The organism is Pseudomonas sp. NPDC077649, from assembly GCF_044542855.1.
Taxonomy (GTDB): domain Bacteria; phylum Pseudomonadota; class Gammaproteobacteria; order Pseudomonadales; family Pseudomonadaceae; genus Aquipseudomonas.
Genome location: NZ_JBITVF010000004.1, coordinates 156,095 through 169,792, shown reverse-complemented (window position 1 = coordinate 169,792; position 13,698 = coordinate 156,095). Strand labels below are relative to the sequence as shown.

General features: G+C 67.4%; 16 protein-coding genes and 1 pseudogene. 11 read left to right on the top strand and 6 right to left on the bottom strand.

The features are described from left to right. Position 1 precedes the first annotated feature (1 nt). From ACIGFL_RS14335 to ACIGFL_RS14310, 6 genes are read left to right on the top strand one after another with little or no spacing between them, the layout of a single operon-like run. A complete protein-coding gene (locus tag ACIGFL_RS14335; RefSeq protein WP_397497623.1) occupies positions 2-691 on the top strand; it encodes a DUF2786 domain-containing protein in 690 nt (229 codons plus the stop codon). 1 nt (position 692) lies between these two features. Beyond that, positions 693-917, top strand: a complete 225-nt coding sequence (locus ACIGFL_RS14330) for a hypothetical protein (protein ID WP_397497622.1) — start codon at positions 693-695, stop codon at positions 915-917. Between the two features lie 38 nt (positions 918-955). Further along, positions 956-1,312 carry a hypothetical protein gene (locus ACIGFL_RS14325; protein WP_397497621.1) on the top strand — a complete coding sequence of 119 codons (357 nt, stop codon included), beginning with the start codon at positions 956-958 and terminating at the stop codon, positions 1,310-1,312. Next, the gene (locus ACIGFL_RS14320; RefSeq protein WP_397497620.1) at positions 1,309-1,875 is read left to right on the top strand and encodes a gp16 family protein; all 567 of its coding nucleotides are present in this window, start codon (positions 1,309-1,311) and stop codon (positions 1,873-1,875) included. Before ACIGFL_RS14325 ends, ACIGFL_RS14320 begins: the two co-directional genes overlap by 4 nt. After that, complete coding sequence (locus ACIGFL_RS14315) at positions 1,875-2,423, top strand: hypothetical protein (RefSeq protein ID WP_397497619.1); 549 nt, start codon at positions 1,875-1,877, stop codon at positions 2,421-2,423. Before ACIGFL_RS14320 ends, ACIGFL_RS14315 begins: the two co-directional genes overlap by 1 nt. Continuing rightward, the gene (locus tag ACIGFL_RS14310; protein WP_397497618.1) at positions 2,420-2,788 is read left to right on the top strand and encodes a Mor transcription activator family protein; all 369 of its coding nucleotides are present in this window, start codon (positions 2,420-2,422) and stop codon (positions 2,786-2,788) included. Before ACIGFL_RS14315 ends, ACIGFL_RS14310 begins: the two co-directional genes overlap by 4 nt. Before the next feature lie 112 nt (positions 2,789-2,900). On the opposite strand, the pseudogene ACIGFL_RS14305 reads toward ACIGFL_RS14310, so the two are convergent. Next, positions 2,901-3,341, bottom strand: a pseudogene (locus ACIGFL_RS14305) (AraC family transcriptional regulator ligand-binding domain-containing protein); the annotation flags it as partial. 116 nt (positions 3,342-3,457) lie between these two features. Between ACIGFL_RS14305 and ACIGFL_RS14300 the strand changes: the two are divergent. Further along, the gene (locus tag ACIGFL_RS14300; RefSeq protein ID WP_397497617.1) at positions 3,458-5,836 is read left to right on the top strand and encodes a penicillin acylase family protein; all 2,379 of its coding nucleotides are present in this window, start codon (positions 3,458-3,460) and stop codon (positions 5,834-5,836) included. A gap of 283 nt (positions 5,837-6,119) precedes the next feature. On the opposite strand, the gene ACIGFL_RS14295 is transcribed toward ACIGFL_RS14300, so the two are convergent. Continuing rightward, positions 6,120-6,575, bottom strand: a complete 456-nt coding sequence (locus ACIGFL_RS14295) for a hypothetical protein (RefSeq protein WP_397497616.1) — start codon at positions 6,573-6,575, stop codon at positions 6,120-6,122. Here ACIGFL_RS14295 and trmL point away from each other — a divergent pair. Further along, positions 6,562-7,023 carry a tRNA (uridine(34)/cytosine(34)/5-carboxymethylaminomethyluridine(34)-2'-O)-methyltransferase TrmL gene (trmL, locus tag ACIGFL_RS14290; protein WP_397497615.1) on the top strand — a complete coding sequence of 154 codons (462 nt, stop codon included), beginning with the start codon at positions 6,562-6,564 and terminating at the stop codon, positions 7,021-7,023. The two genes, ACIGFL_RS14295 and trmL, sit on opposite strands and share 14 nt — an antisense overlap. A 130-nt stretch (positions 7,024-7,153) precedes the next feature. On the opposite strand, the gene secB is transcribed toward trmL, so the two are convergent. The 3 genes from secB to ACIGFL_RS14275 are packed head-to-tail and all read right to left on the bottom strand — an operon-like array spanning position 7,154 to position 8,346. Beyond that, the gene (gene secB, locus ACIGFL_RS14285; protein WP_397497614.1) at positions 7,154-7,645 is read right to left on the bottom strand and encodes a protein-export chaperone SecB; all 492 of its coding nucleotides are present in this window, start codon (positions 7,643-7,645) and stop codon (positions 7,154-7,156) included. A 25-nt stretch (positions 7,646-7,670) separates the two neighbouring features. Further along, entirely contained in the window at positions 7,671-7,931 is a 261-nt protein-coding gene (gene grxC, locus ACIGFL_RS14280) for a glutaredoxin 3 (RefSeq protein WP_021442799.1), read from the bottom strand. 1 nt (position 7,932) lies between these two features. After that, a complete protein-coding gene (locus tag ACIGFL_RS14275; protein WP_397497613.1) occupies positions 7,933-8,346 on the bottom strand; it encodes a rhodanese-like domain-containing protein in 414 nt (137 codons plus the stop codon). 146 nt (positions 8,347-8,492) lie between these two features. Between ACIGFL_RS14275 and gpmI the strand changes: the two genes are divergently transcribed. The 3 genes from gpmI to ACIGFL_RS14260 all read left to right on the top strand — a co-directional run bounded on the left by gpmI (position 8,493) and on the right by ACIGFL_RS14260 (position 12,710). Further along, positions 8,493-10,025 carry a 2,3-bisphosphoglycerate-independent phosphoglycerate mutase gene (gene gpmI, locus ACIGFL_RS14270; protein ID WP_397497612.1) on the top strand — a complete coding sequence of 511 codons (1,533 nt, stop codon included), beginning with the start codon at positions 8,493-8,495 and terminating at the stop codon, positions 10,023-10,025. Between the two features lie 108 nt (positions 10,026-10,133). Then, complete coding sequence (locus ACIGFL_RS14265; protein ID WP_397497611.1) at positions 10,134-11,375, top strand: murein hydrolase activator EnvC family protein; 1,242 nt, start codon at positions 10,134-10,136, stop codon at positions 11,373-11,375. Positions 11,376-11,405: 30 nt separating this feature from the next. After that, positions 11,406-12,710 (top strand): S41 family peptidase, encoded by a 1,305-nt coding sequence (locus ACIGFL_RS14260; protein WP_122109692.1) that lies wholly within the window; start codon positions 11,406-11,408, stop codon positions 12,708-12,710. Positions 12,711-12,837: 127 nt separating this feature from the next. Here ACIGFL_RS14260 and ACIGFL_RS14255 read toward each other — a convergent pair whose 3' ends face one another. Next, a complete protein-coding gene (locus tag ACIGFL_RS14255; protein WP_021443395.1) occupies positions 12,838-13,593 on the bottom strand; it encodes an ABC transporter substrate-binding protein in 756 nt (251 codons plus the stop codon). Positions 13,594-13,698 lie beyond the last annotated feature (105 nt).

Sequence of the window (13,698 nt, the reverse complement as noted above, 5' to 3'; positions counted from 1 at the left end):
CATGGACCAGGATCGCATTCTCGAGAAGATCAAGAAGTGCCTGGAGATGGCCAAGGGCAAGGGTTCCAACCCTAACGAAGCCCAGATTGCCATGCGCCAGGCTCAGAAGATGATGGAGGCCTACAAGCTGGAGATGGGCGACGTACTGGCCAGTATGGCCGGCGAAGCCAAAGTGCCAGCCGGCTCCGATGGCGAGCCTCCGGCCTGGCGCACCCGCCTGGCAGGCGTCTGCGCCGATGCATTCGGCACTCACCTGATCATCACCACCCACTGGCTGGAGCCGGCCGGCTTCAAGTTCATCGGCTGTGGCGCCGCACCGGAGCTGTCCGGCTACGCCTACCAGGTGCTGGAGCGCCAGCTGCAGAAGGCCCGCAAGGAGTTCCTGAGCACGCAGAAGCGCTGCAAACGTTCGACCAAAGTAGCGCGTGGCGATGCCTTCGCCCACGGCTGGATCGATGCGGTGTACCTCAAGGTTCAGGAGTTCGCCGGGGTCGAGGACAACATCGCCGAGGCCATCCAGGCGTACATGGCCAAGCATTACCCGAACCTGGGCCAGGCCAAGATGAAGCGCCGCAAACTCAAGGCCCGCGACGAGGGTGCAAGCGACGCCGGCTATCGCGCGGGCAAGAGCGCTCAACTCCACCAAGGCCTCGGCCACCAACCAGTCGCCCGACTGACGCAGGGGGTGTGACATGCCAACCCTCGAATGCACCGTGAAGTACTACATGGGTGCCTACCAGACCAACACCGTGCGCAGCCAACGCGCCAGCTGCAGCCACTCCGAGGATGAGGCCGTGCGCCACCTGGGCGTCAAGCTGTTCGGCGAGCAACTCGACCACGTCGAGCGCATCGACCTCAAGCCCAGCGACAAGCCAGGCATGAGCCGCTGGCTGATCGTCGGTCGGGAGGTGCAGTGATGGGCCATCCAATTTTCCAAGACGCACCCTCCAGGGACATGACCAAGGCCCAGGAACGCCAGGCCGAGCTGGATGCACAGATCGAGGCTTTCCTGGCCAAAGGCGGCGAGATCAGGGCCTTCGACAACTTCCGTCGTCCGGTCGAGAGTGGCCCGTGGCGCTCCAAGTCGATCCACCCGGAGCAGCAGAAGCCTGTCCAGGCAGCGCCGATCAAGGCGAAGCCGGCCAAGCCTGTTGCTCCGGTGAAGGCCAAGCCGGTTCCGCAGGAACCAGCCCAGCCAGTGGTGGTGGCCACCATCGATGTCAGTGCTGAGCTGCGCGCGTTGCGCAAGCAGACGGCAGCCATCAAGCGCCGCCTGAATCGCCTGAGCTGCTCTGCAGGTGGTCGGGCATGAGTATCTCGAAAGGTGTACTCAGCAAGATCCACATCGCCAAGGGCCAGCTGGGCATGGATGACGACAGCTACCGCGCTCTGCTGCGCCGCGTGGCGGGCGTCGAGTCGGCAAAAGATCTGAACACGCGCCAGGCCGGGCGCCTGATGGTCGAGCTGGAGCGGCTTGGCTTCAAGCCGAAGCCAAGCAGCAAGGCAGCCGGCAAACCGCACAACGCCAAGCAGCTCGGGCCGCGTATCGACAAGATCGAGGCGCAGTTGGCCGACATGGGCCTACCCTGGGCCTATGCCGATGCCCTGGCGCGGCAGATGTTCAAGGTGCAGCGGGTGGCCTGGCTGAAAAAGGCCGACCAGCTCGATGCCCTGATCGCCGCGCTGCATGTCGAGCAAGAGAAGCGCGGGCTGCTGGGCAACGTGGAAGAGCTGCTCAAGCTACTAGGCGAGCACGATCCAAACTGGCGGGCGGATCTGGAAAGCCTGCCCGAGGGCTGGGAGCGACGCCGTCCAATCCTCAGGAGCCTGGTCGAAACGCTACGCGCGGCGGCATCTGCTCGGGGGCTTCTGTAATGCAGCTGCAATGCCCTTGCTGCGGTGAGCAGTTCCCGATCGAGGCTGGCTTCGCGGATGCGGACGGCAAGAAGCTGGCGGCGCTGTTCGCCGGCCTCGATCCGAAGCTGGGCCGTGCGGTGCTCAACTACCTGCGTCTGTTCAGCCCAGCCAAGCGCGGCCTGCGCATGACCCGCGCGATCAAGCTGGCGGAGGATCTGCTCGACCTGGTCAACGCCGGCACGGTGCAGAAGGACGCCCGCACCAATGACACCAAGCCGGCGCCGCCACGGCTGTGGGCCGCTGGCATCGAGCAGATGGTCACCGGCCGCGATCGCCTGCAGCTGCCGCTGGAGAACCACAACTACCTGCGCGCGGTGGTCTACGGCATCGCCAGCGACCCCGCCCAGGCCCAAGCCGGCGCGCCGGCCAAGCCGCCGCGTGCGGCTGCGACGTCGCAGCAGATCCTGCAGGACGCAGTCGGCCGCATCGAAGCCGATCGCCGCCTGGGCCTAATAGATGAAGAGGAAGCCGATCGCCGCATTCAGGCGGCAAGGGGGAACGCATGAGCACGAAGCCCACAGCGATGGCGCAGAAGCGCCACGAACTACTCAGCGATATCGCCGACCACGTGGCGGCGGTGATCCAGGATCACGGCGTGGCGGCGGTGATCGCCGAGCAGGCCGGCGCCGCGGTGGTCGAGCATCTCTCGAACACCTGGGCCGGTTCCTGTGTGACGTTTCCGAAGGATTTCCGCTGGCGGATCACCCAGCGGGATTTGGAGATCCTGGGCAAGTTCAACGGCCGCAACCACCATGCGCTGGCCGTTGAGTACGACATGACAGAGAACGCGATCTACAAGCTGCTCAAGAGAACGCAGGACAGGAAGTTCGACCGCGACCAGCACAAACTCGACCTCGGCGACGGCCTGTAACCCCGGCCGCCGCCGTTTCACCTACGGCAACACCGTTACAAACCCCGTCCCGCTATTTTCCCCTTCGTTCCTTTATATCCCGCCTTTATCGCGCTTTCCCTGTCATATCTTTCTCAAGCCTGCACAGCAGCGAGCCGATGCCGCGGTAGTTGAGGTCGATCACCAGGCGCGCCTCGTCGCCCTCCTCCTCCAGGCGCGCGGCGAAGCCGCCGGAGAGGATGTGCTGAAAGCGCACGAAGGCCTGCAGCCCCTGGCGCAGGTCGCGCGCCGCCAGCAGCAGGTAGCCGACCACGTCCATCGGCCGCGGGCGCATCACTTCGCCCAGGTGCAGGCCGATATCGGCGTCGCCGCTGATGCCGGCCAGCGCCTGCCAGAAGCGCGGCGCGCTGTCGTGGTCCTCGCGCGCCTCCAGCAGCGGCACCGTCAGCGGCATGCCGGCGTAGGCGTGGCGGTAGGTGTCGGTAGGGTCCAGGCCCAGCTCGGCCAGCGCCTCGTAGAGCAGGCGGCGCAGGGTCGAGGAATGGGTCAGGGCGACCTGGGGGGCTTCGCTCATGGCGTCTCCACGCGGTGATTGACCATAGACTTTCAGCGCCGCGGCATTTGGTCAATGCCGCGACGGCCGCGCCTGCGCAGAATGCGGGCCGACCATAACAACAAGGATCGCCCGCGATGAAACGCGCCCTGACTGCCCTCGCCCTGCTGGTCGCCGCCGCGGCCGGCGGCCTGACCTGGTACCTGCACGGCAAGCAGCCGCTGCGCGACGGCGAACTGCGCCTCAGTGCGCTGCAGGCGCCGGTCACGGTGCGCTATGACGAGCGCGGCGTGCCGCATATCCGCGCCGAGCACGAAGCCGATATGTACCGCGCGCTTGGCTACGTGCACGCCCAGGACCGCCTGTTCCAGATGGAAATGCTGCGCCGCCTGGCCCGCGGCGAACTGGCCGAGGTGCTCGGCGCGCAGCTGGTGGACACCGACCGCCTGTTCCGCACCCTGGGCATTCGCGCCCATGCCGACGAATACGCCAGCCGCTTCGACGGCGACAGCCCGGCCGGGCGCGCCCTGCTGGCCTACCTCGACGGCATCAACCAGTACCAGGCCAGCCGCCCGCGGCCGCTGGAATTCGACCTGCTGGGCATTTCTCCGCGCCCCTTCACGGTCGCCGACACCCTGAGCGTCGCCGGCTACATGGCCTACAGCTTCGCCGCCGCCTTCCGCACCGAGCCGGTGCTGAGCCATGTGCGCGAGCGCCTCGGCGCCGACTACCTCAAGGTCTTCGACCTCGACTGGCGCCCGCAAGGCGTGGTCGGCACGTCGCTGGCCGCCGGCGACTGGCAGGACCTGGCCGCCATCGCCCGGCTCAGCCACGCGGCGCTGGAGGGCAGCGGCCTGCCGCAGTTCGAGGGCAGCAACGCCTGGGCCGTGGCCGGCAGCCGCACCGCCAGCGGCAAGCCGCTGCTGGCCGGCGACCCGCATATCCGCTTCGCCGTGCCGGCGGTGTGGTACGAGGCGCACCTGCAGGCGCCCGGCTTCGAGCTGTATGGCTACCACCAGGCGCTCAACCCGGTCGCCTCGCTGGGCCACAACCGCGACTTCGCCTGGAGCCTGACCATGTTCCAGAACGACGACGTCGACCTGATCGCCGAGCGGGTCAACCCGGACAACCCCGAACAGGTCTGGTACCAGGGGCGCTGGGTGGAGCTCGAACGGCGCACGGAAAGCATCGCGGTCAAGGGCGCCGCACCGGTCGAGCTGAGCCTGCGCCGCTCGCCGCACGGGCCGATCGTCAACGACGCCCTCGGCCAGGCCGCCGGCAGCACGCCGATCGCCCTGTGGTGGGCCTTTCTCGAGACCGCCAACCCGATTCTCGACGCCTTCTACCAGCTCAATCGCGCCGACAGCCTGGACAAGGCCCGCGCCGCCGCCGAGCTGATCGAGGCGCCCGGGCTCAACGTGGTCTGGGCCAATGCCGCCGGCGACATCGGCTGGTGGGCGGCGGCCAAGCTGCCGCTGCGCCCGGCCGGGGTCAACCCGAGCTTTATCCTCGACGGCGCCGGCGGCGAGGCGGACAAGCCCGGCTGGCAGCCCTTCGCCGCCAACCCGCAGGAGGAGAACCCGGCGCGCGGCTATATCCTCTCGGCCAACTACCAGCCGCTGGCGACCAGCGGCATCGAGGTGCCCGGCTACTACAACCTGGCCGACCGCGGCCAGCGCCTGGACCTGCATCTGAGCGACGCCGCGGTGAAATGGGATAGCGCCAACAGCCAGGCGCTGCAACTCGATAGCGGCAGCGGCTACGGCCCGCGCCTGCTGGCACCGATTGCGGACGAGCTGCGCGCCGCTGCGGCCGACGAGCGGGAGCGGGCGCTGGTGGAACAACTGGCCGCCTGGGACGGCGATCACCGGCTCGACTCGCAGGCCGCCACCCTGTTCAATCAGTTGACCTACCAGCTGGCCCGCGAGGCCATGGCCGACGAGCTGGGCGAGACCTTCTTCGACAGCCTGCTGTATACCCGCGTGCTGGACAGTGCCCTGCCGCGCCTGACCGCCGACGCCGACTCGCCCTGGTGGAACCGCCAGGGCAGCGAAACGCGCGAGAGCCGCGCGCAGATAGTCGCCGACGCCTGGCGCGGCAGCCTCGAGCATCTGCGCGGCCAGTTCGGCGATGACCCCGGCGACTGGGCCTGGGGCCGCGCCCATACCCTGACCCACGGCCACCCGCTGGGCCAGCAGCCGCTGCTGGCCTGGCTGCTCAACGTCGGCCCGTTCGCCGCGCCGGGCGGTCACGAGATGCCGAACAACCTGTCGCACAAGGTCGGTCCGGCACCCTGGCCGGTGGTCTACGGGCCTTCGACCCGGCGCCTGGTCGATCTGGCCGATGCCGAGCGCGCCCTGGGCGGCATTCCGGTGGGGCAGAGCGGCGTGCCCCTCGACGCCCACTACGACGACCAGGCCGCCGCCCACGTGGCCGACCAGTACCAGCCGCAGCACCTGAGCGAGACGGACGTGGCGGCGCACAGCCGCGGCACGCTGCGCCTGCTGCCGCGCTGAGGGCGACCGATAGCGGCTAGCGGAGGCAGGGCGGACAGCGTGACGCTTGTCCGCCCTGCCCGGCGGCATACGCGCGCGATGCGACGCCGCGTGCACCATTCGGGGCGCAGGGCGCACCCTACTGAGGCAGGCCGGGCCCCGGGCCGGTCGTCGCAAAAGCCTGGCCGACCCAGCAAAGCCGCGGCTTTCGGCCTTGGTAATAAAATTGGCACACAGCCTGCATAAGCTAAGGCAAGCCCAGTTTCGGGGACCTTGGTACAGGCAGGCCGGGGAATCCCCTCTTTTATTCGCGGCGCAGGGTCAGACGCACCCGCCAGCGCCCATCCACCTCCGCACCGCGCCACCCCCCGCCCAACGGGCGGGCCGCCACCAGCATCAGGCGCAGATCCCGTCCTTCCCGCTGAATCCGCCAGTTGACCGGAGTGCCATCCAGGTCGAGGCGACCCTGGCGTTCGCGGCCGTAGGCATCGACGAAGCGATAGCTCAGCGCGCCCTGGACGTGCTCGGCGAGCGCCTCCGGTTCACGGTTGAACCAGACCTGCAGGCCCGCGGCCCAGGGCTCGGCGTCCTCGATGCGCAGCGGCGCCGGCTCGAACAGGCGGCCGAGCATGCTGCCGAGGAGGAACGCCAGCAGCGCCAGCGACGCCATGAAGCGCCAGCGAATTCGCGGCCTGGGGTCCTCGACCGGCGTAGAATGGCCGTCGTCCCTGCGCTCGGAGCCCTGCATGTTCCACGTCATCCTCTTTCAACCGGAAATCCCGCCCAATACCGGCAACATTATCAGGCTGTGCGCCAACAGCGGCTGCCAGCTGCACCTGATCGAACCCTTGGGCTTCGAGCTGGACGACAAGCGCCTGCGTCGCGCCGGCCTGGACTACCACGAATACGCCACCCTCGAGCGCCATCCCGACCTCGCCAGCTGCCTGGCAAGCCTCGGCCAGCCGCGCCTGTTCGCCTTCACCACCAAGGGCTCGCACGCCTTTCACGAGGTCGCCTACCAGCCCGGCGACGCCTTCCTGTTCGGCCCGGAGAGCCGCGGCCTGCCGGAGGAGGTGCGCAACGCCCTGCCGCCCGAGCAACGCCTGCGCCTGCCGATGCGCGCCGGCTGCCGCAGCCTGAATCTGTCCAATACCGTGGCGGTGACCGTCTACGAGGCCTGGCGGCAGAACGGCTTCGCCGAGGCCTAGGGTGGATGACGCTTTTTTCATCCACCATGCCTCCCGGTCATGGTGGATCGGTGAAGCGTGATCCACCCTACAAAAGCAAAACGCCGCGAACCCTATGACGGGAACGCGGCGTTTGCGAGCGGAGCGTCGCTTAGTGCGCGGTGGCTTCGCCCTGCGCCGCCTGCTGCTGACGCTGTAGCTCCTGGGCGTACAGCGCGTCGAAGTTCACCGGAGCGAGCATCAGCGCCGGGAAGGAGCCGCGGATGACCAGGCTGTCCAGCGCCTCGCGGGCGTAGGGGAAGAGGATGTTCGGGCAGAAGGCGCCGAGGGTGTGGCTCATCGAGGCGGCGTCCAGACCCTTGATCAGGAAGATGCCGGCCTGCTGCACTTCGGCGATGAAGGCCACTTCTTCGCCGTTCTTCACCGTGACCGAGAGGGTCAGCACCACTTCGTGGAAGTCGCCGTCCAGGCTCTTCTGCCGGGTGTTGAGGTCCAGGCCGACGCTCGGCGTCCACTCCTGACGGAAGATTTCCGGGCTCTTCGGCGCCTCGAAGGACAGGTCCTTGACGTAGATGCGCTGCAGGGAGAATTGCGGATTCTGCTGTTCGCCGGCGGCGGCGCCGTTGTTTGCTGGTTCGGTCATGGCCTTTGCCTTCTGGTCTTGAGGTTTATGCGGGGCTCTGCAGCAGCGCATCGAGCTTGCCGGCGCGCTCCAGGGCGTAGAGGTCGTCGCAGCCACCGACATGGGTGCTGCCGATCCAGATCTGCGGTACCGAGGTGCGGCCGGCCTTGCGGGTCATCTCGGCGCGCAGCGCGGGCTGGCCGTCGACGCGCACTTCGTCGAAGTCCACGCCCTTGCGCGTCAGCAGCTGCTTGGCGCGGATGCAGTAGGGGCACCAGTCGCTGGAATAGATGAGCACCTCGCTCATGTCACTTCACCAGCGGCAGGTTGTCGCCACGCCAGCTGGCGATGCCGCCGGACAGCTTGGCCGCGGTGTAGCCGGCCTTCTTCAGCTCGCGGGCGATACTGCCGGCGTGCTGGCCCATGGCGTCGACCACCACTATGGTCTTGGCCTTGTGCTTCTCCAGTTCGGCGATACGCGCGGCAACCTTGTCGTAGGGGATGTGCAGGGAATCGACGATATGCCCGGCGGAGAAGTCCTTCTGCGCACGCACGTCGAGCACCACGCCCTGCTCGCTGTTGACCAGCGCGGTGAGTTCGCGGCTGGACAGGTTCTGTCCGCCCTTGCGCATCTCGGAGACGATCAGCGCCACCAGCAGGACGACGAACAATCCGCTCAGTACATAGTGGTTAATGACGAATTCAATCAGGTTGGCGAGCATCTATATGACCCAGGACGGTAAAATGCCGGCCAGTATACACAGCCCCACAGGTCGGCCAAACCCCGTCCGGCAGTGACGCGCCAGGCGCTTGACCGTAAAATGCCCGGCCTTGTTTCCCGCCCATCGACCCAGAGCGAGTCTGCTGCATGAGCGCCACGCCCAAACCCTTGGTTCTGATCATCCTCGACGGCTTCGGTCACAGCGACAACCCCGAGCACAACGCCATCCACGCCGCCAACACGCCGGTCTACGACCGCCTGCGCGCCAGCTATCCGCACGGCCTGATCTCGGGCAGCGGCATGGACGTCGGCCTGCCGGACGGACAGATGGGCAACTCCGAGGTCGGCCATATGAACCTCGGCGCCGGCCGCGTGGTGTACCAGGACTTCACCCGGGTGACCAAGGCCATCCGCGACGGCGAGTTCTTCGACAACGCCGCGATCAACCAGGCGGTGGACAAGGCCGTGGGCGCCGGCAAGGCCGTGCACATCCTCGGCCTGCTCTCCGACGGCGGCGTGCACAGCCACCAGGATCACCTGGTGGCCATGGCCGAGCTGGCCGTGCGCCGCGGCGCCGAGAAGATCTACCTGCACGCCTTTCTCGACGGCCGCGACACCCCGCCGAAGAGCGCGCAGAGCTCCATCGAGCTGCTCGACGCCGCCTTCGCCCGCCTCGGCAAGGGCCGCATCGCCAGCCTGATCGGCCGCTACTTCGCCATGGACCGCGACAACCGCTGGGACCGCGTCGAACAGGCCTACCAGCTGATCGTCGAGGGCAATGCCCAGTTCAGCGCCGCCAGCGCCGTGGAGGGGCTGAACGCCGCCTACGCGCGCGGCGAGAGCGACGAGTTCGTCAAGGCCACCGGCATCGGCGCGCCGGTCCGGGTGGAAGACGGCGACGCCGTGGTATTCATGAACTTCCGCGCGGACAGGGCGAGAGAATTGACCCGCACCTTCGTCGAGCCGGGGTTCAAGGAATTCGAGCGCCAGCGCGTGCCGCAGGTCGGCTTCGTCATGCTCACCCAGTACGCCGCGAGCATCCCGGCGCCGGCCGCCTTCGCCCCCGAGGCGCTGACCAACGTGCTCGGCGAATACCTGGCGAAGAACGGCAAGACCCAGCTGCGCATCGCCGAGACCGAGAAGTACGCCCACGTCACCTTCTTCTTCTCCGGCGGCCGCGAGGAGCCGTTCGAGGGCGAAGAACGCATCCTCATCCCCTCGCCGAACGTCGCCACCTACGACCTCAAGCCGGAAATGAGCGCGCCGGAAGTCACCGACAAGATCGTCGATGCCATCGACAACCAGCGCTATGACGTGATCATCGTCAACTACGCCAACGGCGATATGGTCGGCCATACGGGAGTCTTTGCAGCCGCGGTCAAGGCCGTGGAATGCCTGGACGCCTGCGTCGGCCGCATCGTCGATGCATTGGACAAGGTCGGCGGCGAAGCGCTGATCACCGCCGACCACGGCAACGTCGAGCAGATGGAAGACGAGTGCACCGGCCAGGCGCACACCGCGCACACCTGCGAGCCGGTGCCGTTCATCTACGTCGGCAAGCGCCCGGCGCGCATCCGCGCCGGCGGCGTGCTGGCCGACGTGGCGCCGACCCTGCTGAGCCTGATGGGCCTGGAAAAACCGGCGGAAATGACCGGTACGTCCATCGTCCTGCTCGACTGAACGTCGATAATCCGCCAAACGCCCCGCGCCTTGAGGCCCGGGGCGTTTTTTTTGCCCGGCGGCGCGGGCATACTAGGGCCCATTCCACCGCCAGGTGTCGCCCCGCCCATGCTCCGCATCCTCGCCCTGATCCTGCTCAGCAGCCTGATCGCCCCCGTCCTTGCCGACCAGCGCGCCGACACCCAGCGCCAGCTGGAAGCCGCACGTCAGGACGTGGCCGAGCTGAAGAAGCTGCTGGAGAAACTGCAGCAGGAGAAATCCGGCGTGCAGCAACAGCTGAAGAAGACCGAAACCGAGATGGGCGCGCTGGAAGGCCAGGTCAAGGAGCTGCAGCGCGAACTCAAGGGCAGCGAACAGGAAATCCAGCGCCTGGATCAGGAGAAAAAAAAACTCCAGAGCGCACGCACTGAACAGCAGCGGCTGATCGCTATCCAGGCCCGCGCCGCCTACCAGAGCGGCCGCCAGGAGTACGTCAAGCTGCTGCTCAACCAGCAGAACCCGGAAAAGTTCTCGCGCACCCTGACCTACTACGACTATCTCAGCCAGGCGCGCCTGGAACAGCTCGCGGCGTTCAACGAGACCCTGCGCCAGCTGGCCAACGTCGAGCAGGAAATCGCCAACCACCAGGCCCAGCTGCAGGCGCAGAAGGCCGGCCTCGACGAGCGCCACGCCAAGCTCGCCGAGGCGCGCAAGGAGCGCCAGCAGGCGCTGGCCAAGCTCAGCAGCGAATTCGCCAGCCGCGACCAGCGGCTCAAGGCGCGCCAGCAGGAACAGGCCGAGCTGGGCCGCGTGCTGAAGACCATCGAAGAGACCCTGGCGCGTCAGGCGCGCGAGGCCGAAGAGGCGCGCAAACGCGCTCTGCTGGCGCAGCAGGCAGAGCAGGCACGGCCGGGCAACCCGCCGCCGAGCGGCCCGCAGGTCAGCTCCGGCGCCACCTATGGCGGGCCTTTCGCCAACGCCCGCGGCAAGTTGCCCTGGCCGGTCGATGGCCGTTTGGTGGCACGCTACGGAACCCCGCGCGGCGGCGACGCTCGTACTAAATGGGACGGCGTGCTGATCGGCGCGCCGGCCGGCAGCCAGGTGCGCGCCGTACACGGCGGCCGCGTGGTGTTCGCCGACTGGTTGCGCGGCGCCGGTCTACTGGTCATTCTCGACCATGGCAACGGCTACCTGAGCCTCTACGGTCACAACCAGAACCTGCTGAAGAACGCCGGCGACCTGGTCAAGGCCGGCGAAGCCATCGCCACCGTGGGTACCAGCGGCGGCCAGGATACGCCGGCACTGTATTTCGCCATTCGCCAGCAGGGTCGCCCCAGCGACCCGGCGCAATGGTGCCGCGCGCAGGGATAGGCGCCGTTTTTCGCTAATTAGGAGTTCGACATGTCGCATCGCTTCCGTCCCACCTGCCTGGCGCTGGCCCTCGGCCTGCTGCTCGGCGCGCCCGCCCTGCAGGCGGCCGAGCCCGCCCCCGCGGCGGCGAGCAGCAAGGCGCCGCTGCCGCTGGACGACCTGCGCACCTTCGCCGAGGTGATGGACCGGATCAAGGCCGCCTATGTCGAACCGGTCAGCGACAAGACCCTGCTGGAGAACGCCATCAAGGGCATGCTCAGCAACCTCGACCCGCACTCGGCCTACCTCGAGCCGGAGGCCTTCCTCGAACTGCAGGAGAGCACCAGCGGCGAGTTCGGCGGCCTGGGCATCGAGGTCGGCATGGAAGACGGCTTCGTCAAGGTGGTCTCGCCCATCGACGACACTCCGGCGTCCCAAGCCGGCATCCAGCCGGGCGATCTGATCGTCAAGATCGACGGCCAGCCGACCAAGGGCCTGTCGATGATGGAAGCGGTGGACAAGATGCGCGGCAAGGCCGGCAGCAAGATCGAGCTGACCCTGGTGCGCGACGGCGGCCGCCCCTTCGACCTGACCCTGACCCGCGCGGTGATCAAGGTGCGCAGCGTCAAGAGCCAGATGCTCGAGGACGGCTACGGCTACCTGCGTATCTCGCAGTTCCAGGTCAACACCGGCGAGGAAGTCGGCAAGGCGCTGACCAGACTGCGCAAGGACAACGGCGACAAGAAGCTGCGCGGCCTGGTCATGGACCTGCGCAATAACCCCGGCGGCGTGTTGCAGGCGGCGGTGGAGGTCACCGACCATTTCCTCAAGAAAGGCCTGATCGTCTACACCGAGGGCCGCCTGGCCAACTCCGAACTGCGTTTCAACGCCGACCCGGCCGACGCCAGCGAAGGCGTGCCGCTGGTGGTGCTGATCAACGGCGGCAGTGCCTCGGCCTCGGAGATCGTCGCCGGCGCCCTGCAGGACCACAAGCGCGCGGTGCTGATGGGCACCGACAGCTTCGGCAAGGGCTCGGTGCAGACCGTGCTGCCGCTGAACAACGACCGCGCGCTGAAACTGACCACGGCGCTGTACTTCACCCCCAACGGTCGCTCGATCCAGGCCCAGGGCATCGTTCCCGACATCGAGGTGGCGCGCGCCAAGCTGACCCGCGAACAGGACAACGAGGGCATCAAGGAAGCCGACCTGCAGGGCCACCTGGGCAACGGCAACGGCGGCGCCGACCGCCCGAGCAAGGCCAAAGCGGCCCAACCGCAGCGCCCGCAGGACGACGACTACCAGCTGAGCCAGGCGCTCAACCTGCTCAAGGGCCTGAGCGTGACCCGCGGCGGCTGAGGCGAAGCGGCGATACGAAAAAAGCCCGGACATCATGTCCGGGCTTTTTCTTGGCTTCGTCCCAGGGGGCGCCGTGCGCACCGAATAAACGGCTGGTGCGCGCGGCGCCCCTAGGCTGCGGGCCCGGTTACAGGTAATTGGCGGTGATATCGTCGATATAACCCTCGGCGCGCAGCTCGTCCAGGGCCTTCTGCAGGCGCTCGACCACCTCGTCCGGGGTGTCCTTGTTCAGCGCCAGATAGAGCTCGGCATCGTTGAAGCGTAGCACGGTGGTCAGGCCGCTGACGTCCTCCTGCTTGGCCAGGTAGCGGCCCACCGGGTCGGTGGTGGCCCACAGGTCGATCTGCCCGCGCACCAGCTTCTTCACGTTCTCCTGATCGCGCAGGGCGTTGACCGGCTGCAGGCCCTGGCTCTCCAGATGCTGGCTGACCGCATCGTTCTTGTAGGCGCCGATGCGGTATTGCGCGGCGTCCTTGAGGCTGGCCACGCTGAGGTTGTTGCCGGGCGCGGCGAGCAGCACCCAGCCGGTCTTGGCGATCGGCCCGACCCACTTGAACAGCGGCTGGCGCTCGGGCGTGAAGGTGGTGGAGAACAGGCCGTAGTTGGGCTTGTCCAGGGTCAGGCGGTAGAGGCGATCCCAGGGGAAGCGCAGGGTCAGGGTGTAGTCGATGCCGGCACGCTTGAACATCTCGCGCACGATATCGGCGCTGATGCCGTCGATGCCGTCGTCGCGGGCGAAGTTCTTGTCGTCCACCGCCATGTTGAAGGGCGGGAAGTTCTCGGTCAGCAGCACCACCTTGTAGTCCGGCGGCAGCTGCGCATGGGCGAAACCGCTGCCAAGCAGCAGGGCGACAAACAGGCTTTTCTTCAGAGTGTTCAGCATAAGACGTACCGCTCGCATGATTTGTGGTTATGGCTAGCGACATCCTTGCGTGGACCCGAGTCCGGTGATTGGCACTCGAAGGTTCTGCCGTCCATGGCAAGCGAC